17 protein-coding genes are annotated in these 23671 nt (G+C 64.7%); 4 read left to right on the top strand and 13 right to left on the bottom strand.

Annotation, left to right across the window (positions count from 1 at the left end; genetic code table 11):
- A complete protein-coding gene (locus ACJMKZ_RS13415) occupies positions 1 to 567 on the bottom strand; it encodes a winged helix-turn-helix transcriptional regulator (protein WP_405233706.1) in 567 nt (188 codons plus the stop codon).
- A gap of 67 nt (positions 568 to 634) precedes the next feature.
- On the opposite strand from ACJMKZ_RS13415, the gene ACJMKZ_RS13410 reads away from it, so the two are divergent.
- Entirely contained in the window at positions 635 to 1015 is a 381-nt protein-coding gene (locus ACJMKZ_RS13410) for a VOC family protein (protein ID WP_405233705.1), read from the top strand.
- Positions 1016 to 1093: 78 nt separating this feature from the next.
- Here the strand turns inward: ACJMKZ_RS13410 and ACJMKZ_RS13405 are convergent, their stop codons facing one another.
- From ACJMKZ_RS13405 to ACJMKZ_RS13355, 11 genes are all read right to left on the bottom strand, one after another.
- Positions 1094 to 1651, bottom strand: a complete 558-nt coding sequence (locus ACJMKZ_RS13405) for an outer membrane beta-barrel protein (RefSeq protein ID WP_405233704.1) — start codon at positions 1649 to 1651, stop codon at positions 1094 to 1096.
- Between the two features lie 305 nt (positions 1652 to 1956).
- Positions 1957 to 3504 (bottom strand): WS/DGAT/MGAT family O-acyltransferase, encoded by a 1548-nt coding sequence (locus tag ACJMKZ_RS13400; RefSeq protein ID WP_405233703.1) that lies wholly within the window; start codon positions 3502 to 3504, stop codon positions 1957 to 1959.
- Positions 3505 to 3547: 43 nt separating this feature from the next.
- Complete coding sequence (locus ACJMKZ_RS13395) at positions 3548 to 4621, bottom strand: NADH:flavin oxidoreductase (protein WP_405233702.1); 1074 nt, start codon at positions 4619 to 4621, stop codon at positions 3548 to 3550.
- A complete protein-coding gene (gene glgX, locus ACJMKZ_RS13390; protein ID WP_405233701.1) occupies positions 4618 to 6690 on the bottom strand; it encodes a glycogen debranching protein GlgX in 2073 nt (690 codons plus the stop codon). The genes ACJMKZ_RS13395 and glgX overlap by 4 nt, the downstream gene beginning before the upstream one ends.
- Positions 6687 to 9194, bottom strand: coding sequence for a glycogen/starch/alpha-glucan phosphorylase (locus ACJMKZ_RS13385; protein ID WP_405233700.1), 2508 nt, complete (start codon positions 9192 to 9194; stop codon positions 6687 to 6689). The genes glgX and ACJMKZ_RS13385 overlap by 4 nt, the downstream gene beginning before the upstream one ends.
- A gap of 12 nt (positions 9195 to 9206) precedes the next feature.
- Complete coding sequence (gene glgB, locus ACJMKZ_RS13380; protein ID WP_405233699.1) at positions 9207 to 11399, bottom strand: 1,4-alpha-glucan branching protein GlgB; 2193 nt, start codon at positions 11397 to 11399, stop codon at positions 9207 to 9209.
- Positions 11383 to 12921 (bottom strand): glycogen synthase, encoded by a 1539-nt coding sequence (locus ACJMKZ_RS13375; protein ID WP_405234169.1) that lies wholly within the window; start codon positions 12919 to 12921, stop codon positions 11383 to 11385. The genes glgB and ACJMKZ_RS13375 overlap by 17 nt, the downstream gene beginning before the upstream one ends.
- A gap of 39 nt (positions 12922 to 12960) precedes the next feature.
- Positions 12961 to 14241 carry a glucose-1-phosphate adenylyltransferase gene (glgC, locus tag ACJMKZ_RS13370; RefSeq protein ID WP_405234168.1) on the bottom strand — a complete coding sequence of 427 codons (1281 nt, stop codon included), beginning with the start codon at positions 14239 to 14241 and terminating at the stop codon, positions 12961 to 12963.
- Positions 14242 to 14328: 87 nt separating this feature from the next.
- Complete coding sequence (malQ, locus tag ACJMKZ_RS13365) at positions 14329 to 15885, bottom strand: 4-alpha-glucanotransferase (protein ID WP_405233698.1); 1557 nt, start codon at positions 15883 to 15885, stop codon at positions 14329 to 14331.
- Positions 15886 to 15952: 67 nt separating this feature from the next.
- On the bottom strand, positions 15953 to 16765 hold the full coding sequence (ygiD, locus tag ACJMKZ_RS13360; protein ID WP_405233697.1) for a 4,5-DOPA-extradiol-dioxygenase: 813 nt from the start codon (positions 16763 to 16765) through the stop codon (positions 15953 to 15955).
- 18 nt (positions 16766 to 16783) lie between these two features.
- On the bottom strand, positions 16784 to 17275 hold the full coding sequence (locus ACJMKZ_RS13355) for a DoxX family protein (protein WP_405233696.1): 492 nt from the start codon (positions 17273 to 17275) through the stop codon (positions 16784 to 16786).
- A 102-nt stretch (positions 17276 to 17377) separates the two neighbouring features.
- Between ACJMKZ_RS13355 and ACJMKZ_RS13350 the strand changes: the two genes are divergently transcribed.
- The 3 genes from ACJMKZ_RS13350 to ACJMKZ_RS13340 all read left to right on the top strand — a co-directional run bounded on the left by ACJMKZ_RS13350 (position 17378) and on the right by ACJMKZ_RS13340 (position 20891).
- Complete coding sequence (locus tag ACJMKZ_RS13350) at positions 17378 to 18322, top strand: LysR family transcriptional regulator (protein WP_405234167.1); 945 nt, start codon at positions 17378 to 17380, stop codon at positions 18320 to 18322.
- Between the two features lie 205 nt (positions 18323 to 18527).
- On the top strand, positions 18528 to 19352 hold the full coding sequence (locus ACJMKZ_RS13345) for an HAD family hydrolase (protein WP_405233695.1): 825 nt from the start codon (positions 18528 to 18530) through the stop codon (positions 19350 to 19352).
- A 246-nt stretch (positions 19353 to 19598) separates the two neighbouring features.
- Positions 19599 to 20891, top strand: coding sequence for a tyrosine-type recombinase/integrase (locus tag ACJMKZ_RS13340; protein ID WP_405233694.1), 1293 nt, complete (start codon positions 19599 to 19601; stop codon positions 20889 to 20891).
- Positions 20892 to 21214: 323 nt separating this feature from the next.
- Here the strand turns inward: ACJMKZ_RS13340 and ACJMKZ_RS13335 are convergent, their stop codons facing one another.
- Positions 21215 to 23125: an SIR2 family protein gene (locus tag ACJMKZ_RS13335; protein WP_405234166.1), complete on the bottom strand. Its 1911-nt coding sequence runs from the start codon at positions 23123 to 23125 to the stop codon at positions 21215 to 21217.
- Positions 23126 to 23671 lie beyond the last annotated feature (546 nt).

The raw sequence follows: 23671 nt of genomic DNA, 5'->3' as shown, positions 1-23671 counted from the left end.
TTAACACAGTCCTTCCAGGCTCGCATAGACACGCTTCCCCGGTGCGCGCAGGCAGTAGCCCGCGGCGGGCGGGTAGCCGTCGAGCACGGAGCGCTCGATCCAGTGGTGCTCGAGCAGACCCTTCAGCCCGAGTGTGATGGCCCGCGGGGTAGCGCTCGTCAGCGACCGGCGCAGGTCGCGGAATCGAACCCGGCCGTCGCCGATGACCGCGATCAGGGGCAGCGACCACTTCCGGTATGCGACGTCGGCGTTGCCCCCTTCTCCGACGACGCGCGCCAGTCCGGCGCAGTGGTATGCCGCCCGCCGTCCCCGATCGGTGAGCAGGTATTCCGGCCGCATCGGGTGCCCGTGGCCGGGATTGCGGCAGACCAGACCGAGTTCGATCAGGTGGGTGAGGGTGGCGCTGAGCGAGCCCCGGCCCACGTCGAGTCGATGCGCCAGAGTCACGAATTTCGCGCCGGAGCCGCGATGGAGTTCGGCAAGCACCGGGATGCTCCAGCGGCGTTCCACCAGATCGAGCAGCGGCGTGAGCCGTTCACGACGGCCTCCCCGTGATTCGTCGTCCATGGCCATTTGACAAATTATATACTAAGTATAAAAATCGAACCTCAATAACAAAAAGGGGGAGCCGCACATGGCCGCCGAAATCGAATTCGATGGGGGACTGACGCTGTCCGTGCCGGTATCGGACCTGGACCGGTCCATCGCGTGGTACCGGGACACTCTGGGTCTCGAACTGATCTATCGGCTGGAGGATATGGGCTGGTGCGAGATGGTGTCGCCGGTCACCCGGGTGAACGTGGGACTCAGCGTCGTGGAGGCCCCGAGTCCGGGCGGAGCCACGCCCACATTCGGAGTGAAGGATATACGTGCCGCGAAAGCGTCGCTGGAGGAGCGGGGCGTCCGCATCGACGGAGATGTCTTCACCATCGAGGGCATGGTGCATCTGCTGACGTTCTATGATCCGGACGATAATTCGCTGATGTTCTATCAGGATATCGGCGAGTCGGCCTGAGCTTGCAGCCGCTCGTTCGGAAAGCAGTTAGCGGGAAGCAGGGAGCGCCCGCCCGGCGGCGGGCGCTCCTGCGTCGGACTACCGAAAGAACCAGCGTCCGCCGACGGTGATGACGTCGCTGTCGCCGGCGAACTCCAGGCTGATCCCTGCGGCGAACTGACGGGTGAAGTAGTAGTCGCCGGCCAGCTCCAGGTAGGTATCGCTGTCGGCGATATCCACGTAATTCACGGAACCCCGCACCTCGAACTGTGGCGCAAGCAGGCCGCGCAGTCCGGCGGACAGCGCGATGCCGCTGTCGTCGGCATCACCGACGGGCGTATCCACCTCGGCGTCGACGAAGCGGGCGGTCGCCACCAGGTCGAAATCGTCGTTGTAGGGATAGACGTAGCCGCCACCGAGTTCCAGCGCGGTGTAGTCCACGTTCTGATTGAACTCGAGACTCGTGATACCGCCCACGATGATCCAGTTGTTGCCGAGATCGTAGCTGCCGTTGAAGCGCAGCCCGTCGCCGCCGTTCTCGTCGACGTCCACGTAGCGCAGTTCCGCGTAGGTGTAGCTCAGGTCGTCGCGGCCGGGGTCCTGTGCGAGGGCCAGGGCTGGCGCGCACAGCACGGAGAGAAGAATCAGCTTCTTCATGAAAAACCTCTGTTGATGCGACCGTCGGATGCTGTCTGCCGCGGGCCCGGGGAAAAAGGGAGCCGGCTGCTGTGGCCCGCGCAAGGCATGCGACGGAAAAGCCCCTCTGGTTCCGCAGCCGGTCGATGGCGCGGACTGTAGGAGACGGCTGCGGCTCGTGTCCAGCGTGACGGCAACCGGACCTGGGTGGCCGACGAGCCCGATCTCAAGGTATTGATATGGAACGATTAACAGGAAGCGGAGAGGTGTCGCAATTTGGCGTCACCTCGCCGAGGAACGTCGTGGCTGCGCACGAGCCGGTGGGGCTAATCGGTCTTGTCAGCCGTTGCCGTTGTCCCGGATTTCTTCGCCGCGGTCTTCTTCTTCTTTCCTGTCGAGCGCTTCTTCTTACTGCGTTTCTTCGTGCTCGGTTTTCTCCGCGGCGCCGTAGCCTGCGATTCCGGACGCAGGCCGGTGGCTTCTTCCAGCTCCACCAGCGCGTCCTCTAGATGGTCGATGAAGCGCTGCACCTGCGGCAGCGTGCGGCGGCAGGCGGTGATACCGAAGTCGACATGGTCCGCCAGGGTGACGAGCGTGATATTCAGGGCGAAGCCGTCGAGGACGATGGAGGCGGGATAGATGCCCTCCAGCCTCGCGCCGTTCCAGTACAGCTGCCGCCGGGGCCCCGGCACGTTGGAGATCACCGTGCTGTAGGGCGGGAACTTCGCCGTGAGGCCGAGCCGGTCGAGGAACAGCAACGGCATCTGCAGCATCTGCATGACGATCTGTGCCTCGGTGGCCGAGAGTTCCTGGAACATCCGCTTGCCGGCGATCATCGAGGCCTGGATGGCGCCGAACCGTTGCACGGGGTCGGCCACGTTCGTCGCCAGATCGGCGCTGATGGCGCCGACGGCGTTGGAGGAGTCGAGGTCGTCCGGGCGGCGCAGCGATATCGGCACCATGGCCTTCAGCGACTCGCCGGGCAGATCCTGTGCAGCCATGAGGTAGCGCCGCAGCGCGCCGGAGCACATGGCCAGCACGGCATCGTTGAAGGTGCCGTCCAGCGCCTTGCCGACTGCCCGGATGCGGGCGAAGGGCCAGGACTGGGCGACGAAACGGCGCGCACCGCCGATTCTCGTGTTGATGGGCGAGTGCGGCACCCGGCGCCAGGGCACCATCAGCGGACTGTTCGGGTCGGCCCAGGCGCCCGCAATGCGTCGGAGCGCACCGAGGATGTGGCCGCTGCTGCCCAGGCCGGCCTTCAGGAATTCCGCCACGTTGCGGAGTTCGAGGGCCGTCGGCGGCTCCGCCTCTGCCGGGCTGACGCCCAGCCCCCTCTGGTAGGTTTCCGCGGCCTCCACGGAGAGCGGCGAATAGGGCATCCGCGCATCCGGATCCGGGGAATACATGCTCTGCGTCAGGTGGATGCCCCGGACGCCGTCGATGGCGGCATGGTGGAACTTCCAGTAGGCGGCGAACTGCCGGTTCTGCAGGCCCTCGATCAGGTGGATCTCCCACAGCGGGCGGTTCCTGTCGAGCAGCACGCTGTGCAGGCGGGAGACGAGCGCGAACAGTTCCCGGTAACGGCCGGGTTCCGGCAGGGCCGAGTGGCGGATGTGAAAGTCGATGTCGAGGCCGTCGTCCGGCTCCCAGTAGACCGGTCCGAACGCACCCAGCAGGCCGAACTTCAGCCGCTCGCCGAAGGGCGGCTGCAATTCCCCCGTCGCCCGGAGGTTCTCCGCCAGGGAATGCAGGAACCGGTGTTCGTCCACGTCGTCCGGCAGTGTGAACAGGTGCAGTCCCGCAACGTGCATCGGCACCTGCCGGTTCTCCGCAATCAGGAAGCCGGTATCGGTCAGACTCAGGCGTCGCATGCTGCCTCCCCCGCAAGCCACGGCAACAGGATAGGGGTAGAGGTTACCCGACGAAGCCCTTCCAGCGCGACATGTAGGCGATGAATGCATCGCCGAGCCCCTCCGAGCGCAGGTAATCGGCACTGACCGGCGTGCGCACCGGTTCGAAACCGGCATCGGCGCGCATGCGCTCCGGGAAGTCGTGCTGCAGTATCGCGGCCCGTCCGAGCAGCACGAAGTCCGTGCCGGCATCGAGGCAGGCCCGGACGTCGGCAGGCGTGCGCAGTTTGCCGGCGGCCCCCAGCCGCACCTCGCCGCGCTCGAATTCGGTGAAGTACGAGAGCAGGGAGCGGCCGCGAAACTCGTCCTCCTCCGGTTCCTTGGCGATGTCCCAGAGCGACAGGTCGATGAAGTCCACTCGCCCTTCACGCATCAGCCGCGCCGCCAGCGCCCGTATTTCGGCGAGTCGGAGGTCGAACCGTTCGGGCGAGAGGCGGATACCGAGCAGGAAATCCGGCCGGCAGCGGTCGCGGATGCCGCGGATGATGTCCAGGATGATGCGCGCCCGGTTCTCCGGCGAGCCGCCGTAACGGTCCGTGCGGCGGTTGACGGTGGGGGAGAGGAACTGGCACAGGATGTAGCCGTGCGCGCCGTGGAGTTCCACTCCGTCGAAACCTGCCTTCTCGGCGCGTTCGGCCGCGGCGACGAAATCTTCCGCCAGCCGTTCGACCTCGGCCGTGGTCAGGGCCCGTGCGCCGGTCTCCTCGTCTTCGGACGGGCACACCGGCTGCGTGCCGATGAGCTCCGCCGGGGAGCGCATGCCGGCATGATGCAGCTGCACCACCGCCAGGCTGTCGTGCGCCCGGATTCCGTCCGCCAGTCTGGACAGTCCTTCCAGGTGGTCGTCGGAGAAGCAGCCGAGCTGGCCCGGGAAGCCCTTGCCTATCGCCTGAACGTGAGCGGCGCAGGTCATGGTGAGGCCGAAGCCGCCGGCGGCCCGCAGCGTCAGCCAGCGGTACTCGTCGTCGGACAGGCGCCCGTCTTCGTGGCTCTGCATGTTGGTCAGCGGGGCCAGCGCGAAGCGGTTCTTCATGCGCGCGCCACTGGCGAACGTCAGCGGCCGGAAAGCATCCCTCATGTCGTCTCCCGTTTCGTCGCCGGCGTTTGCAGCCAGGCCGAACTCCGCGGCGGCAGTCTCAGCGTGTGACCGTTCCGTGGCAATTCCGCGGCGCTCGAGAAGGCAATGTCGATGCCGTCGGGCACTCCGCCGGGAAGCGCAAGCTCGAAGTCGCTCGCGGTGTCCGTGCCATTCACCAGGAGTGCCGCGGCGCCAATATCCGCTCCGTCGCCCGCCTCCGTGATCCACAGGGAGAAGGCATGCAGGCGGTGCCAGTCGTCACTGGTCATCGGCTTTCCTGAGGGCTGCTGCCACTCGATGCGGACGTCGCGGCCGTCGATGGCGAGATGGCCGTGCACGTACTCGGGCAGGTGCAGGAGAGGGCTCGCCTTCCTCAGCCCGATCAGCTGCCGGACGGCGGCGTGGAAGGCGGGGTCCTCGTCCAGGCCGGACCAGTCGAGCCAGCCGGTCGGGTTGTCCTGGGCATAGGCGTTGTTGTTGCCCTGCTGGGAGTTGCCGAACTCGTCGCCTGCGAGGAGCAGTGGCGTGCCCTGGGAGAATAGCAGGGTGGCCAGCAGGTTCAGGCGCTGGCGACGCCGTACCGTGACGATGGCCGGGTCGTCCGTCGGGCCCTCCACGCCGTGGTTGTGGCTGAAGTTGTGCGCGTGGCCGTCCCGATTGTCCTCGCCGTTGGCCTCGTTGTGGCGGCGGTCGTAGGCCACGACGTCGGCCAGGGTGAACCCGTCGTGGCTGGTCACGAGGTTGACGCTGGCAATGGGTTTACGGCCCGACGCCTCGAATATCTCGGCCGAGCCGCGGAGACCCCGGGCCAGGTCAGCGCTGGCGCCGTGATCGCCTCGCCAGAATCGGCGGACGGCGTCGCGGTACTGGTCGTTCCATTCCGCCCAGCGCGGTGGGAAGGCGCCCAGCTGGTAGCCTCCCGGACCGGGATCCCAGGGCTCCGCGACGAGTTTCGCGCCGGCCAGATCGGGATGCTCGCCGATCTCCGTGAGCAGCGGGTGGCCGGACGAGAAGCCGTGGTCGTGCCTCCCGAGTACCGGCGCGAGGTCGAAGCGGAAGCCGTCGACGCCCATCGTACGGTGCCAGTAGCGGAGGCTGTCGATCACGAGCCGGCGGGTCGCCGGGTGGTCGGCGTTCAGCGTGTTGCCGCAGCCGGTGTCGTTGATGTAGGCGGACGGATCGTCCGGCTCGGTGCTGTAGTAGGCCAGGTTGTCGATGCCGCGGAAGCCCAGCGTCGGCCCCAGTCCGTCGCCTTCGCCGGTGTGGTTGTAGACGACGTCGAGGATGACTTCGAAGCCCGCCTCGTGCAGGGCGTCCACCATGTCCCGGAATTCGGTGACCGGGTCCTGGCGGGCGTAGCGGCGCTCCGGTGCGAAGAAGGCGACCGGGTTGTAGCCCCAGAAGTTCCTGAGCCCGCGCTCCGCGAGATGCGACTCGTCGACGAAGGCGTGCACGGGCATCAGCTCGATCGAGGTGACGCCGAGCGCCTTGAGGTAGGCGAGTACCTCCGCATGGCGCAGCCCGCAGAACCGGCCGCGCACCGTCTCGTCCAGCGCCGGGTGGCGCATCGTGTAACCGCGGACGTTGAGTTCGTAGAAAATGGTTTCCGCCCAGGGCACGGCCGGACCCGCGGCCGGCGGTTCGATGCCGCCGCGCACCACGCCGACCGGCACCCGGCCGGCGCTGTCCGCTACGCTCATCTCCTCCGGTTGCCCGGGTACGTAATCGAAGACCGACGTGTGCCATTCGAGCCGGCCCGCGATTTCGCGGGCGTACGGATCCAGCAACAGCTTGTGCGGATTACAGCGCAGGCCTTGCATCGGCTCCCAGTCGCCGCGGACCCGATAGGCGTAGCGCTGGCCGGCCCGTACGCCCGGGAGGTAGCCGTGCCAGACGTCGCCCTCGCACGCGGGCAGGTGGTACGAGGCCGTCGTCTGTCCGCGGCCATCGAGCAGGCAGAGTTCGACGGCGGCGGCCACCGAACTGAACAGGGCGAAGTTGACACCGTCAGCATCCGCGCTTGCGCCGAGCGTATCGGCACTGCCCGGCCGGATCCGTGGCCGGATCATTGCGGGTCGAGCCGCACCGGTTCGAGCTTCCAGATCTCGTCGTTGTAGTCGCGCATGGTCCGGTCCGTGGAGAAGCGCCCGGAGCTCGCGGTATTGAGGATGGACATGCGGGTCCATCCGGCCGTATCCCGGTAGGCGGCTTCCGCTGCCGTCTGGGTGTCGACGAAGCTGCGGAAATCCGCCGCCGTGAACCAGGGATCGGCGGGCTCGCGTATGGAGGCAATCACCGGATCGAGCACGCCCGGCTCGAAGCGGCTGAAGTGCCCGCTGTCGAACAGATGCATGACGCGCCGGAAATCCTCGTCGGCGTCGATCACGGCGCGGGGGTCGTAGTGTTGCCGCAGCTCGCGGATCTCGTCCACGGTGTTGCCGAACAGGAAGAAGTTGTCTTCCCCGACTGCCTCGCGGATCTCGACGTTTGCGCCGTCGAGCGTGCCGATGGTGATGGCGCCGTTCATCATGAACTTCATGTTGCCGGTGCCCGAGGCCTCCTTGCCCGCGGTCGAGATCTGCTCCGACAGCTCCGCCGCGGGGCAGATCAGCTCCATCGCCGAGACGTTGTAGTCCGGATAGAACACCAGCCGCAGGCGGTCCGCCACGTCCGGGTCGCTGTTGATGACCTGGGCTACATTGTTGATGCACTTGATGATGTTCTTCGCCATCACGTAGCCGGGCGCCGCCTTGCCGCCGATGATGATCGCCCGAGGGACCAGGTCCTCGGCATCGCCGCGGCGGATGCGGTCGTAGAGGTGCACGGCGTGCAGCACGTTCAGGAGCTGGCGCTTGTACTCGTGGATGCGCTTGACCTGGACGTCGAACAGCATCTCCGTGCCCAGCGTGAGCCCGGTCTTCGCGGCGATGTCGTTGGCCAGGCGGTGCTTGTTGCCGAGCTTCACCCGGCGCCACTCCGCCTGGAACCCGGTATCGTCGGCGAACTCGCGGAGCTTCGCGAGCTGGCCGAGGTCGGTGACCCAGCCGGAGCCGATGCGAGCGCTGATGAGCTCCGCCAGATCCGGGTTGCAGGCCGCAAGCCAGCGGCGCTGGGTGACGCCGTTGGTCTTGTTGTTGAAGCGTGACGGCCAGAGTTCGGCGAAGTCGCGGAACAGGCCGTCGGTCAGTAGGCGTGAATGCAGCTCTGCCACGCCGTTCACCGAGAAACTTCCGACGATGGCGAGGTAGGCCATGCGTAGCATCGGCTCGCTGCCTTCCTGGATCAGCGACATCCGGGCGATGCGTTCGTTGTCGCCGGGCCAGCGCCGGCTGATCTCGCCGATGAACCGGGCGTTGATCTCGTAGATGATGTCGAGCAGCCGCGGCAGCAGCCGGCGGAACATCGACACGGGCCACATCTCGAGCGCCTCGGGCAGCAGCGTATGGTTGGTATAGGCCATCGTGCTGCGCGTGATGGCCCAGGCCTCGTCCCAGTCGAGGTCGAACTCGTCGAGCAGGATCCGCATGAGCTCGGCGACGGCGATGGCGGGGTGCGTGTCGTTCAGCTGCACGCAATTTCTGGCCGCGAACTCGCTCACGTCGTTGCCGTGGTGATAGGTGTGATAGCGCAGCATGTCCTGCAGGCTCGCGGAGGCGAGCAGGTACTGCTGGCGCAGCCTGAGTTCCTGGCCGTTCTCCGACTCGGCGTTCGGGTAGAGCACCATCGTGATGTTCTCGGCCTCGTTCTTGGTAGCGACGGCGCGGGTGTAGCTGCCGGCGTTGAACTCATCGAGGTCGAACTCGTCGGTGGCCGCGGCGGACCACAGCCGCAGCGTGTTGACGACGTCGTTGCGGTAGCCGGGCACCGGCACGTCGAAGGGGATGGCGAGTACGTCGTGGGTGTCCACCCAGCGGTAGCGCGTGCGACCGCCGGCATCGGTGTGGCTCTCGGTGCGCCCGCCGAAGCGGACCCGCTGGGCGTATTCGTAGCGCTCGACCTCCCACGGGAAGCCCTGCCGGAGCCACGGGTCCGGCTCCTCAACCTGAAAGCCGTTCTCGATCTGCTGGTGGAACATGCCGTACTGATAGCGGATGCCGTATCCGACCACCGGCAGCTCCAGCGTCGCGCAGCTGTCCATGAAGCACGCCGCCAGTCGGCCCAGGCCGCCGTTGCCGAGGCCCGCATCGAGTTCGCGCTCGTACACGTCCTCCAGGTCGAGGCCGATGCGGTTCAACGCCTCCGCGGTCTCCTCTTCGATGCCGAGATTCAGCAGCGCGTTGCGCAACAGGCGCCCCATCAGGAACTCCAGCGAGAGGTAGCTGCAGCGGCGCACATGATCGCGTTCCATCGCCATGCGCGTACGGCCCCAGCGCTCCATCAGCCGGTCGCGTGTGGCATAGACCACCGCCTGGTACAGATACGGCGCCTGCGTGCGGATGGTGCGCCGGCCGAGCGTGCGGCCGAAGTAGTGGGTGAAATCCCGGAGGATCGCATCCGCGGTCATCGGCAGCTCGGGCGTCTGCAGCAGCTCGATGTCGCCGATGCCGACCGTTTCGTCGGAACGTGCAGACATTATGAATCTCCGTCAGGAATCCCGGGTGGAAGGCCCGAGTATAAGCGTTGCCAGCGCCGGTAGCGTCACGCAGAGGCTGTGATCGCGGCCGTGACTGGCGACGGCCTCGGCGTCCCGCGGGGGATTATGCAAACCCGAGCCGCCGTAGCCCGTGGCGTCGGTATTGAGGAGTTCCTCGTAGCGCCCGGGTTCGGGCACCCCTATACGACAGTCCTGGCGCACGACCGGCGTCATGTTGGCGACGCAGATCACGAAGCCGCCCGAACGGTCGCGCCGGATCCAGGAGAAGATGCTGTTGTCCCGGTCGTCCCAGGCGATCCACTCGAAGCCTGCCGGCTGGAAGTCGATCTCGTGCAGCGCGGGCGTGCGACGGTACAGCGCGTTCAGGTCGCGCAGCAGGCGCTGGACACCCTGGTGTACCGGGTAATCGAGGAGGTGCCAGTCAAGCGAGCGGTCGTGGTTCCACTCGGCGTACTGGGCGATCTCGTTGCCCATGAACAGCAGCTTCTTGCCCGGGTGTGCGTACATGGTCGCGTAGTAGGCGCGCAGGTTGGCGAAGCGCTGCCACTCGTCGCCCGGCATGCGGCCGAGGATGGAGCGTTTGCCGTGCACCACCTCGTCGTGGGAGAGCGGCAGCACGAAATTCTCATTGAAGGCGTAGACCAGCCCGAAGGTCATCTTGTCGTGGTGGTGGCGCCGATGCACCGGGTCTTCGGACATGTAGACCAGGGTGTCGTTCATCCAGCCCATGTTCCACTTGTAGGTGAAGCCGAGGCCGCCGGCCTCGACGGGCCGGGAGACGCCGGGCCAGGCCGTGGACTCCTCCGCGAAGGACACGGCGCCGTGCGCGTGGATCTCCGTGTTGAACCGGCGCAGGAAGTCTACGGCCTCCAGGTTCTCGTTGCCGCCGAGTTCGTTCGGCACCCACTCGCCGTGCTCGCGGGAGTAATCGAGATAGAGCATGGAGGCGACCGCATCCACCCGGATACCGTCGATGTGGAATTCGTCGATCCAGTACAGCGCGCTGCCGATCAGGTAGTTCACGACTTCGCGCCGGCCGAAGTTGAAGATCAGCGTCCCCCAGTCGGCGTGCTCGCCCTTGCGGGGATCCTCGTGCTCGTACAGCGCCGTGCCGTCGAAGCGGCGCAGTCCGTGCTCGTCCTTCGGGAAATGCGCGGGCACCCAGTCGACGATGACGCCGATGCCGGCGGCGTGGCAGCGGTCCACCAGGTAGCGGAAGTCGTCGGGTTCGCCGAAGCGCTGGGTAGGCGCGTACAGGCCGATGGGCTGGTAGCCCCAGGAGCCGTCGAAGGGGTGTTCGGTGACCGGCAGGAACTCGATATGGGTAAAGCCCATCTCGGTGACGTAGTCGATCAGCTCGTCGGCGAGTTCCCGGTAGCCGAGATAGCCGTCGTCGGCCCGGCGGCGCCAGGAGCCGAGGTGCACCTCGTAGATGGCGAGCGGCTGCGCGAGATCGGGCGTCATCGAGCGGGCGCCCATCCAGTCGTCGTCCTGCCAGTCGTAGCCGCTCCGGTACACGATGCCGGCGTTCCCCGGCGGCGGCTCGTGATAGCGGGCGAAGGGGTCCGTCTTGAGGGGTAGCAGGCGGCCGTCCCGGTCGAGCAGTTCGTACTTGTAGCGTGCCCCCTGGCCGACGCCGGGCACGAACACCTCCCAGATGCCGTTGGCGGGATGCAGCCGCATCATGTGCCGGCGGCCGTCCCAGCCGTTGAAGTCGCCGACCACGCTCACGCGGGAGGCATTCGGCGCCCAGACGGCGAAGCGCGTGCCGGCGACGCCGTCGATCTCGCGGAGCTGCGCGCCGAGTTTCTCGTAGATCTTCCGGTCGGAACCTTCGCCGAGCAGATACAGGTCCATCTCCCCCAGGGTCGTCGGAAACCGATACGGATCCTCGATCTCGTAGGTCTCCTTCTCCTGGGTCGTGATCCGCAGCCGGTAGCGGCGCTTGCGGGCCGGCAGCGGCGCGGTGAAGAGCCCGGACGGGTGGACGCGTTCCATCGTCGCGAGATGGGCGCCCTCGCCGTCGACCAGCTCGACCTCCCGGGCCTGGGGCTGAAGCGTCCTGACGACGCGCAGGTTCCCGACCCGGTGCACCCCGAGTAACGAGAACGGGTCGTGGTAGCGTCCGTCGGCCACCGCCGCCATGGCGGCCTGGAGCCGGTCTGTTTCAGTCCTGCGGTTCATAGAGCCTGGCGATGGTGTCACGTGCGGAGCTTGCCCAGTCGAATTTCTTCGACGCCGCGCGAATGCGCAGGTTCTCCCATTCCGTTGTGTCGCCCGATTTCAGCGCGAGCGCCTGTTCGACCCTGGCGACGAAAGCGGCCGCCTGGGCGCGGGACGTCGTGCCGGAGAAGAGGAAGCCGGTGCGGTCGTCCTCGATGGTATCGCAGAGGCCACCCGTCGCATGCGCCACCACCGGTTGCGCGGCCCGCATGGCCAGCATCTGGCTGATCCCGCAGGGCTCGAAACTCGAGGGCATCAGGAAGAGGTCGCCGCCGAGATACAGCGCCTCCGAGAGCATGTCCGAGTAACCGCGCAGAAATAGCAGCTGCTCGCGGCGTTGTGCGATCGCGGTCACGCGCCGTTCGTAAGTCGCTTCGCCGCTGCCGAGCATGATGAGCATGCCGCGGGACCCGAGCGTATCCAGGACGTGTTCCAGTGCCGTCCGGCCGTCCTCGAGTTCTTCGAGGAAGAGACTGACCTTCTGTCTGACGAGCCGGCCGATGCTGACGAGGACGTGCTCGGGCCTGTGCTTCGGCAGCGCCAGCAGTCGATCGCGCGCGGCGCGATGAGCCGGGTCCTCCGGTGTGTCGTCGCGCCAGACGTTCACCTGCCAGGCCGCCAGGCCGGTCAGGTCCTGCCAGTCGGGACGACGTCCCGGCGCGCCGCTGTAGTCGCAGCCGTTCAGGATACCGACCAGTCGTCCTGCCCGGGCGGCGTTACCCAGCGGGCGCTCCAGGCCCTCGCCGCCGATGAAGCCGCGTGCCGGGTCGCTCGGCTCGAGGATCTCGCGCGCATAGGTGGGCGACACGGTGCTCACGCGGTCGCAGGTGCGGATGGCGAGCGCCATCGGGTTGATGCAGTCGGGGCTGTGCGGGTCGCCGACGAGTGCCGGGTCGACGTCCAGTTCGGGAAACCAGGCGGCGAGCGACGAGGCGTGGCCGTCCAGCGGCCGGGTGCCCTGGTAGGAGAGGTTATGGATGGTGAAGACCGTGCGGATGGCCGCGAGCGATTCGTAATCCGGTGCGAAACTCCGGAACAGACAATAGAAGGCGGCATGCCAGTCGTGCAGATGCAGCACCTCCGGCGCCGTCTCGAGGTCGCGGATCCATCGCGCCGCGGCGGCGCCCAGGAAGGCGAATCGGGTCGCATCCGTCGCGAAGGGGCCGTCGTCCTCCTGATCGGAATAGATTCTGCCGACGCCGCCGGCGCTGAAGCGCGGATGCTCGAATACCAGCTGGCGTACGCCGCCGTCCGGCGGGGCGGCCTCGTGGACCTCCACCGTCTCGCTGCGTCCCGCGAACTCCACCTCCAGCGAGCCGATGCGTCGCGCTCCGGGCAGCGACGAGAAGACCCCGTACGAGGGGGTCAGCACGGTCGCCTGCCAGTCGAGCTTCGCGAGCGCTGCCGGCAGGTCGCGGACGACGTCGCCCACGCCGCCGACCTTGCCGCCCGGCAGGGCGCCGTTCTCGGCCGCGAGAAAAATGACGTGCTTCGTGCCGATGCCGGGAGATCCTGTCTGCTGCTAGCGCGTGAAGTGCAGGTACTGTCCCAGCATGTCCGGCGTGACCAGGGTGATGCCTGTCTTCGTCACGCGGAAACCGCGGGCGCGGTCTGCTTCCGGATCCTCGCCGACGATCGTGCCGTCGGGGATCTTCGCGCCGCGGTCGATGATGGCGCGGTGGATACGACAGTTCTCGCCGATCTCGACGTCCGGCAGTACGACCGAGTCGGTCACGCTGCTGTAGGAATTGACGGTGACCTTGGAGAACAGCAATGAGTTGCCAACGTGGGCGCCGGAGATGATGCAGCCGCCGGAGACCATGGAATTGATGGCCTCGCCGCGGCGGGTGGCATCGTCGAACACGGACTTGGCCGGCGGCAACTGGGCCTGGTGCGTCAGCACGGGCCAGGTCTGGTCGTAGAGATTGAGCTGCGGGGAGACGGAGACCAGCTCCATGTTGGCCTCCCAGAAGGCCTGCAGGGTCCCGACGTCCCGCCAGTAGGCCTGCTCGTCGGTCTCCGCGTCACGGAAGGCGTAGGCATAGACCCGGTAGTCCCTGATCACCGACGGGATGATATTGCGACCGAAATCGTGGGCGGAGGATGCGGTGTCGGCATCCTTGATGACCTGCTCGTAGAGAAAACTGGTGTTGAAGACGTAATTCCCCATCGACGCGAGGCACAGACCCGGCTTGCCGGGGATGGGATTGGGTTTCTCCGGCTTCTCGTCGAAGCCGATGATGCGCCCGGTCTCGTCCACCGTCATCACGCCGAACTGCCCTGCCGCCTCCTCGATGGGCACCTCCAGGCAGCAGATGGTCATGTCGGCACCGAACTCCGCATGGGCGGCGAGGAAGCTGCCGTAGTCCATCTTGTAGATGTGGTCGCCCGCCAGGATCAGGACGTATCGGGGCTCATGGGTGCGGATGATGTCCAGATTCTGGTACACGGCATCGGCCGTCCCCTTGTACCACTCGCCGCCCACGCGCTGCGAGGCGGGCAGGATCTCCACGAACTCCTGACTGGCCGCGCCGGCGTTCATCCAAGACCAGCCCTGCACCAGGTGGCTGATCAGGGAGTGGGCCTTGTACTGGGTCAGCACGCCGATGCGGCGGATGCCGGAATTCAGGCAATTGGACAGCGGGAAGTCGATGATGCGGTACTTGCCGCCGAAGTGCAGCGCCGGCTTCGCCCGCCAGGTGGTCAGCTCGTACAGCCGGGAGCCCTGGCCGCCGGCCAGCACCAGTGCGAGCGTCTCCCGCGTCAGCCGGCTGACGAAACGCGCGTCGTCGTAGATCTGCATCTCGGCCACGGTGCGGGCCTCTTCGGGTGGCGAATCCAGCCGCTAGTTTGCCAGAACGGCCGGACAATTTCGGGACGGTCGTCGCAATCAGCAGCCCTGGCGGGGCGGGGCTCGCCCCGAGCCGTCCACCACGGCGGCCACGTGGTCCGCGAAAGGCGCCGTCACGGCCGACGGATCGAGCCGCCAGCGCCAGTTGCCGGCCGAGGTGCCCGGCGTGTTGATCCTCGCCTCGGAGCCGAGGCCGAGGTAGTCCTGCATCGGTACCATCGCCAGCCCCGCCCGCGTAGCGAACGCGGCGCGGATCAGGTCCGCGTGGATCGTCTCCGGCGAGCCGCCCGTAACCTCCAGCGCGGCCCGCCGGGTCCGCTCTATCTCCTCCGGCGATCGGAGGTCGTCCGGGCTGCCGGTGAACCAGCCTCGCGTCGTATCGTTGTCGTGGGTGCCGGTGTAGCAGACGCAGTCCGGTGGCACCTCGTCCAGCGCGAAGTCCGGGTCCGCGACGGCGAACTGCAGCACGATCATACCCGGCAGGTTGTGGCGCTCCCGCAGCGCCTCGACCTCGGGCGTGATGACACCGAGATTCTCAGCCACGATCGGCAGCTCGCCGAGTTCCCGCCGGATGGCCTCGAAGATGCTGTCGCCGGGGCCGGGAAGCCAGGTGCCGTCCCGGGCGGTATCCGCCCCGGCCGGCACCGACCAGTAGGCCTCGAAGCCGCGGAAATGGTCGATGCGCACCATGTCGGCGAGGGCAGCTGCCGCCTGCAGGCGCTCGACCCACCAGCGGTAGCCCGAGGCGGCGTGCTTTTCCCAGTCGTAGAGGGGATTGCCCCACAACTGTCCGTCGGCGCTGAAATAGTCGGGCGGGACGCCGGCGACGAATTCGGGCCGTCCGTCCCGGTCGATCTGCAGGATGTCCCGGTTCGCCCAGGCGTCGGCGCTGTCCAGCGCGATGTAGATCGGCATGTCGCCGAACAGGCGGATGCCCTGCTCGTTGGCATAGCGGCGCAGCCGCTGCCACTGGTGATGGAACAGGAACTGGATCGTCCTGATCGCATCGATCGCGGCGCCGGCGTCGGCCTCGAGCCGCGCGAGCGCCGCCGCCTCGCGATGGACGTAGCGCGGCTCCCACTCCGGCCACGGCCGCTCGCCGTGCCGCGACTTCAGGATGCGATAGCGCGCATAGTCGCGCAGCCAGGCGGTGTCGTGCCGCTCGCAAAATTCATCCCGCGCCGACTTCAGTGCGCTGCCCGCGACCCGGTCGAAGCGGCCCGCGGCCATCTGCAGCAGCGTCGTCTTGAGCGGGATCAGCGCGCCGTAATCGACGGTGTCGCGGGGCAGCGCCCGGAGTGGTGCGACCTCGGCCCGTCGCAGCAGTCCCGACTCCAGCAGGTCGCCGGTGGCGATCATCATCTCGTTGCCGGCAAAAGTGGACAGCGGCTGGTAGGGCGAATCGCCGTAGGCCGTGGGGCCGGTGGGCAGGAACTGCCAGACGCCGAGCTGCATGCGCCGCAGCGTGTCCACGAAGCCGAGCGCCTCGCGGCCGATCTCGCCGACACCGAAGCGGCCCGGCAGGGAGGTGATGTGCAGGCAGACGCCGGCCTGGCGGTTCGGCGGCAGGCCTTCCGCCTCGATCTCTTCGCTCATACGGGTCGCCGTCAGTCTCTCTGCCTGGTTCGCGGAGGACTTTAGCACCAGTGCGGCGCTGGCGCCGTCATCCGAGCAACACGTTGCGCATGGAGATCGAGCCCCAGTCGAAGCCCTCCTGGGGAAAGCTCACAGGGTCGCGGCTGTCGGTGGCGCCGAAGGCATAGATCAGCGGCAGCCAGTGGTCGGGCGTCGGATGCGCCATGCGGCCGTCGTCGGTGTCGGCTGCCGCCGCCAGCAGGGCATCGGTGTCGCGCTGGACGAGGATGCGCGCGACGGTCTCGTCGAATCGCCGCGCCCAGTCCGGTGTCTCCCGCGTTCCGGACCTCATACGGCCGAAGGCGTCCTGCAGGTTGTGTACGACGTTGCCGCTGGCAAGGATCAATACGCCTTCCTCGCGCAGATCCTCCAGTGAGCGCGCGAGCTCCAGGTGGCCGCGGATGTCCAGCCGGCGGTCGATGCCGAGCTGGACTACGGGCACCTGTGCGTCCGGGTACATCCGGCGCAGCACGCTCCAGGTCCCGTGGTCGAGGCCCCAGTCGCCGTTGAGTTCGGCGCGGTCCGTACCGATCAACTGCCGCACCCTGCGGGCGAGATCCGCCTTGCCCGGCGCCGGATAATCGATCTCGTAAAGGGCCTGGGGGAAGCCGCCGAAGTCGTGGATGGTCGGCGGATCGGCGTTCGCCGTCAGCAGGGTGCCGTCCACGTACCAGTGGGCGGAGATCGCGAGGATCGCGGCCGGCGTTGGCACCTCGTGCCGCAGCGCGGCGAATCCCCGGCTCCATCGGTTGTCTTCGATGGCATTCATCGGGGATCCGTGCCCGGCGAAGATCACCGGCATCCGGTCGCTGCCGGGTTGGCTCGTTGTTACTTTCGCCATGCGTTCATCCTCCTCCGGTCAGGCGCCGGCCGCATTGTCATCGACCTGCGCGCGGCCGAATCGGGCATCCAGCGAGTACGGGCCGCCGCCGCGCAGGAAGATCGCCACGGCCAGCAGGCCCCACATCAGCGGATACTCGATGCCGCCTGCGGTCCAGAAGAACCCGTTCGGTATGTGCACCGAGAGCGCAACAGCCATGAAAACGGCCACGGCCAGCGCCGCCGGACGGGTGAGCAGACCGAGGACCAGCGCCAGTCCGCCGAAGACCTCGACGAGGCCGGCCAGCGTCGCGAAAAGGATGCCGGGACTCATGCCCAGGGTCGATTCGAAGTACTGTCCGGTGGCGGTGAGGCCGTAGCCGCCGAACCAGCCGAACAGCTTCTGGGCACCGTGGGGGATCAGCATCAGCCCGGTGGTGACGCGGACCAGGGGATAGGCCAGCGTTGCCATGCGGTCGGCCGCGGGCAATACGCGGGGCGTGTTCAGGGTGGCATTCAGCTCGTTGCTCATGTCGAAACTCCTCTCTATACGGGCAGCGCAGACCGCTCTCCCTTCGATGGCGTTACCCTATTGGAGTATCTGTATGGCGACTAGATAGCTAGAATGGAACATATGGTTGCCGAAGCAGAAACCTTGGGCGGATCCCTGGAGGACGTACGGGCGTTCTGCGCCGTCTATGAACTCGGTAGCATTTCGGCGGCGGCCCGGCGCCTGGGCACGACGAAAGGGGGTCTGAGCCGTCGGGTTTCCCGCCTCGAGGAGCGGCTCGGCGTCAAACTGCTCGCACGCACGCCGCGCGCGGTGAGTCCGACGGAGGAGGGAGCCGCGTTCTACGTCAAGGCCGGCGACGCGCTCGCCCTGCTGGATGACGCGGCGGACGGCGCCAGGCACGCCCGGTCGATACCGCACGGGCATCTGCGGGTGACGGTTCCGCTGGATTTCGCCGTGGACGTACTGCCGCCGCTCATGGTCGAGTTCCAGTCGGAACACCCGCAGATCACGGTGGAGCTATTCGTCTCGGATGCCATGCTGGACCTCGCGACGCTCGGTATCGATCTGGCTTTGCGAGCCAGTGCCCAGGATCTGCCGGATTCGAATTACCGGGCGTCCTCACTGATCGAGTTCCCCATCGTGCTCTACGCCGCCCCGGATTATCTGGCAGCACACGGCACGCCCGCGCGACCGTCCGACCTGGCGGAGCACGCGATCGTGGCCACGCGTGAACCGGTCGGTGCGGGCCGGCGCACGCTCACGCATCGGCGGGGCCGCTCGGAGTCCGTGACCGTGCGTCCGCGTATCCAGTCCGGCAATTACGCCATTACCTGCCGCATGGTCGCGGAGGGCGGCGGCATCGGTGCGCTGCCGGAGATCGTCGCAGCGTCGGCGGTCGGGGCAGGGCGACTGGTACGTGTGCTGTCGGACTGGACCGTGGCTCAGGCCAGACTGCACGCCATCAGCGTCGCCGGTCGGGAGGCGCCTGCGCGGGTACGGGTCTTTCGGGAATTCATCCGCGAGCGGTTGACGGCCGGGGAGCCTGTGCTCTCGAGTTTCAGCTAATCTCCTGCCGACAATTCGAGCACGCCGCCGGTCAGCGAGGGCCCTCCGCCGTACCCGGTGCCTGGAACCGTCAGCTGGCGCCACCCGGCCGCCATTCCGGTCGTCACCGATGGGCGGCGCTGTAACGGACGTTGGATTAAACTACTGCCGGACCGGCCAGAATGGTTGGCACCGCACGCAATCCGACCGGAGAGATTATCCAGAGATGGAACTCGTCGTTTTCGACCTCGACGGTACGCTGCTCAACAGGGCGTCCGCGATCTCAGACTTCACCCGCGAGACGCTGAAGCTCCTGGCCGATCGGGAGATCGCGTACACGGTCGCCACGGGGCGCACGTTGCATGGCGCCCGGGCGGTGCTAGAAGGGCACAGTTTCAGGCTGCCCCAGGCCTACAAGAATGGTGTGGTGATCTGGCATCCCGACACCCGGCACCTGTCAAGCGTCGCCACGCTGACGCCTGCCGAGCTGCAGCACGTCACGAGCGCCAGTATGGATCAAGGCCTGACCCCTTTCGTCTTCACGATGAAAGACGGCACCGAGGGTCCCGTGTTTCACCCGCCGACCCTGACGCCGATCGAGCGGGAACTCATCGCGCATGTCGGCATGGAAGCGCAGCTGGATGTCCGCGGACTGGACGAACTGCCGCCGGACGCAGTCGTGACCCACGTGAACGCTATCGGCGAGGCGGATGCCATCGCCGCCGTCGTCGCGAGCATCGAGGACGAGCCGTCGCTGGTGGCTTACTCCGGCGTCGCGCTGGAAGGCGATCAGTGGCGCTGGCTGGATATTCATCACAGCAATGCCAGCAAGGGTGGCGCCATCCGGACGCTGAAAGACCTCCTCGGCCTGGAACGGGTCATCTGCTTCGGTGACAGCGACAACGACCTCAGCATGTTCGAGGCGGCGGACGAGTGTTACGCCCCGGCAAATGCGAACGAAAGGATCAGGTCTGCTGCCACGTCCGTGATTGGCCACCATGATGAAGAGGGCATCGCGCGTTTTCTGCGGGAGCGCTTCACGCTCGGCTAAGGATCGCTGGGAACCCCAGCCTTGGCCGACCAGCCATTATGACTGGTCGGGGTGAGAGGATTTGAACCTCCGGCCCCTGCCTCCCGAATTCGAATAATAGCCTTTTCGCAACAGTTAGTTGCGCATAACTGATTGATTTTGTTGTCTACAGGCGTCCACTGCTGTCTAATAGAATTCACAAAACCGCACTTACAGTGCACTTACGGCAGTATCGTCACGCACCGATCGCGGGTAGGTTTTCAGGGAATGAAGAAGAGTATAAGCCTCTATCGTCCGCAGCGAATTACGGCAACCTTGATCAAACGTTTGGCTGCGGCGGTCGCGCCGGATCGCCCTCGCGAAATTCGCGATTGCACGAGCGGTCTGATTCTCCGTCATCAACCGTCCGGCTATCTGGGGCTATACGCGGATTTGGGCCGCGGCCAGCGCGAGCAGATTTGCAAGGCGACACGCATCACGGATACGCAAGATGGGATGACGATGGCGATCGCGCGTTCACGCGCGATCGCATTACGAGGCATGGGCGCCGAGGGCCACGATTTCAAGAAAGAACGGCAGCGCAGGCGCGCGGTGCCCACACTCAAAGAGTGGCTGGACGAGACCGATGAAAAGTCCTACGCCTGGTGGGTCGTACGGAACCGGAAGGACGGGAAGAACGCCCTCTCGCGCATGAAATTCCACTTCCTGCCAATCCTCGGAAAGCGACGAATAGATGCGATCACTCCTGCCCACCTTGAAGTCTGGCGAACCAAGCGGCTGGACAAGGCAAAGCGAGAGACGATCAATAGGGAGGCAGGCGCGTTGCGAGCCTGCCTGGCGAAGACCCTAGAGTGGAAGATACTCGACCACCATCCGCTGGAGGGGCTTCGGCCGCTGCGAGTGGATCGGCATCGCCGTGTAATCCGCCCATTGACCGATGTAGAGGTCGAGGCGCTTCGTGAGCAGCTCGCGAAACGTGAAGAGAAGCTGCGTCGGGATCGCCGATCTGCGAATGCATGGCGAGCGCGAAGAGGTTATGACTTGCTCCCAACCTTGGATGAGGGATTCGCTGATGAACTTCGGCCAGCGGTCGAACTTTCGCTGGAGACGGGGTTGCGTAGGGGGGAGTGTCTCGGGCTGCTATGGGAGTGGGTGAACTTCCGGAATGCGATGATCGTGATGCCAGGCGACGCCACTAAGAGTTATCAAACCCGTGAAATTCCGCTTAGCGCGCTTGCACTAAACGTTCTTGAGACGATTTACAAGCAACAGGGAGAGCCGGACGAAGGTCCAGTCTTCCGGCGTAAGGACGGTAGCAAGTACTACAACATGAAGCGTTCCCTCTACGCAGCCCTGAAAGCGGCTGGAATTCGTCGTCGTTCGCCGGAGGGGAGGATCGTGTGGCATTCTTTGCGGCATACGTTCGGATCTCGACTAGGTGCGGCGGGAGTCGATGCCCAGACGCTGAGGGAGCTGATGGGGCACGCCAATCTCCAGACCACGCAGCGGTACCTTAAATCAGACAGAGACAGGAAGAGGGCGGCGGTAAAGCTGCTCTGACAGTCGTCAGCTGAAGCGATCGTCGGAGTATGTCCTCTCTGTGTTTCCGTCCAATGATGGATTGGACGGAAGGGATCGGAATCTAGGTTTAGGATCAGATGCTTACGAATCCAGTTTATCGGGAAGTCGCACCAATGTCGCACCCTGAATTCTCATGGATTTGGCGATATTTTCATCTTGTACGATGTGGCCAGCATTGAATGAAGCTGATAACCGCCAAGCGGGTCAGACGATGAGATCGTCGTGAAACGCGCCAGTATTCGTGGAGGGGCTGTCATCGAGCCGATTTCATGGGGAGGTAGTCCCCTGTCCTATAGGCTGCTTCAATCTGCAGTGGGCGCCGTTTCGGTAGTGTTCAGGACAGAGATCAGCCTCGCGGCATACTGCTTGTAGGCGGCCCCCTCAATCTGATTCTGGATCAACACTAAGCGGTCGCTCACTACCTTGGCGTTGTCGATTTCGCGAAGCCCGATCAGACCTGCGATCGACTTCAGTTCAGTCGTCAGGCTACCCGCAAGCCGTGCCTTCTCGCAGGAAACCTTGAGGGCCTTTACGGCGCTATTTCGATCGCCATGCCTAAGATTATTGGCAGCGGCATCGCGCCAATAAAGAGCTTCGTTCAAGGGGTCCGAGATCATAGTATAGAGCCGCTGAGGATCAAGTGCGCCGCACGGTAGTCCCAGTCTGTTCTTATACTTATTAACATTGGCAATAGTGAAATAGTCACCGGCGTCGTTCGCGTCTCTTGCTAGGCTCTCTAGCCAAGTAGAGAGGGGCGCTCGCAAAGCTCCAAGCAGCCACAGCGCTTCAACTATGTTGAGAACCATGCCAAACAGTATCATCCGGTGGTTCAGGATGGCCTGCTCAGCCTTTAATTGCGCTTCGTCAATGAAAGCCTCTTTCCGGATAGGGACCAGCCGCCTTAGACGAAACCCACCAAGAACGTATGTCCCCATAACGTCCAATGTATCTAGAATTCCCCATCTCGAATCGACGGAGGGGAATCCGAAACTGACCAGTGGTCCTTTGAGCATTTTTCGCAAATAAAGGAGTTGACTAAGCAATTGCGATTTTAGGCATTCGCGCATTCGATGGGTCGCCATATCAGGACACTCCGCAATCTGGCGCAGACCTCTCGTACAAGCCATTTGCGCCTGTTCGTACCTTCCGGCCCTGTCTAAGGCACGAGAATAGTAAACTGAGCAAGCGGATGACTCGAAACTTGCATCGTTCCAGTTATGCTGTTCGTATAATTTGATGGCCCTCTCCGATTCGCCTGAGTGGAAGAGCGCGGTAGCGAGTATTAGCCGCTTTGTTGATTCGCTGAAACGAACGGTCCGGCTAATTTCATCAGCCCTCCTTCGGAGAACTGCGTCTGCATCAAAGGAGTGTGTATATTGATCAATCCCGAGCCCCCAACGCTGTGTTATCCACACGCGCGGCTTGCCGAGCACCCGGTGCGCACCCACTAGCCTTGCCTCCTGCACGCCGACGGACTTTCGCTTGATACTGAACCAGTAAACTTGCCGCTTGTTGGAAAACGATGAAATGTATGGGAACAGATCAAAATCTCGACCGGAGTAGCCGGCCAACACCAAGTTTTTCGTTCTACAAGCCGTTGCGAGAATTTTTATTGCGATCTGATTCGTTCTCGTAATCGAGTGCATCGTTGATCGGAGAGTCTGCATTTGGCCCGCGCATCCATGAAGCTTGTAAATACGGAGCGGCCCTTTGTTGGCACTCATAGCTTCGAGTTCATCCAACCAACGTTTCTCTTCCCTACTGCCGGGTAGAACGACCACGAAGTCCTTGTCCGGGACAAGGCCATTTTGTATGGCCGCCAACTCGAATAGCTGATCGAAATTCGTAGTGAATATCGGCACTCCATGCTTGTATGAATATTCGACGGCGCAGATGTGGAACGGGTTCGGCGTCAATTCAGCTTCAACTGACGTCAAGTAATCGGTCGCAAGAATGCTCCAGATAGCGAGCCAAGAGTCATCTCGAGTGATGGTGGTTATATTCTCGTAGAAGATCTCAGGCTGTATTGATCCGAGGACATAGTCGATCTCTTGCGCGTATTCCGTGCTTGGAAACACGTGCTTAGATGTTTCCGCAACTACCTGATCTGGGCTATAGGCGCCGGATTCTACCGATATGCCCGCTCCAGCGAAGAAAACTACCTCACCTGCAGCGAACAGAGCTCCCAACTGAGGGTCGTTCAGAGACAGCATCGAGTTCACTGACAGTTTACCTCTCGGTTGCGCTCACTTGCTCGATCGCCTGAGTCGAATTGCGGTCTAACGCCTTCGCCGCATGCAATTTGCAACTCATGAGCACACGATATCATCCTTCACTGCGGTGGGCAGGATCAGCCGCGATAGTATTGATGTTCGCTGTACTCGAGTGCTCAGGACGTAAGAGAGCCGACAGATGGCCGCGTGCGCGGTAACTCCCGGAGCTACCCAACCGAGTTACCCTCGCATCTCTATAATCAGGGCGCAAACGAACGAAAGACTGGAGCCGAAAGGAGTCAATAATGACTTGGCTGGCGTTTGTCGGAAAACTGCATGAGAGGACAGTGGAAAATGCGGTTTCCTTAAGAGGATACTGCAGAGTCCAAGATCTAGACATTTCGGCGGATAGTCCGAAAAGGCAAAAACCCCATTGTTAACTTAGTCCGGAAGCGAAACGTGGTGAGGAGCTTCCGAACGTACATGTAGAATACTGGCAACGTACACATTGCTAAATTAAGGAAATGTGCTGTCGAAGCTAAGACC

The sequence above is a fragment of the Lentisalinibacter salinarum genome, assembly GCF_040706555.1.
Lineage (GTDB): Bacteria > Pseudomonadota > Gammaproteobacteria > Steroidobacterales > Woeseiaceae > Lentisalinibacter > Lentisalinibacter salinarum.
Note: the sequence above shows the minus strand (reverse complement) of the source record. Positions and strands in the feature narration are given on the sequence as shown.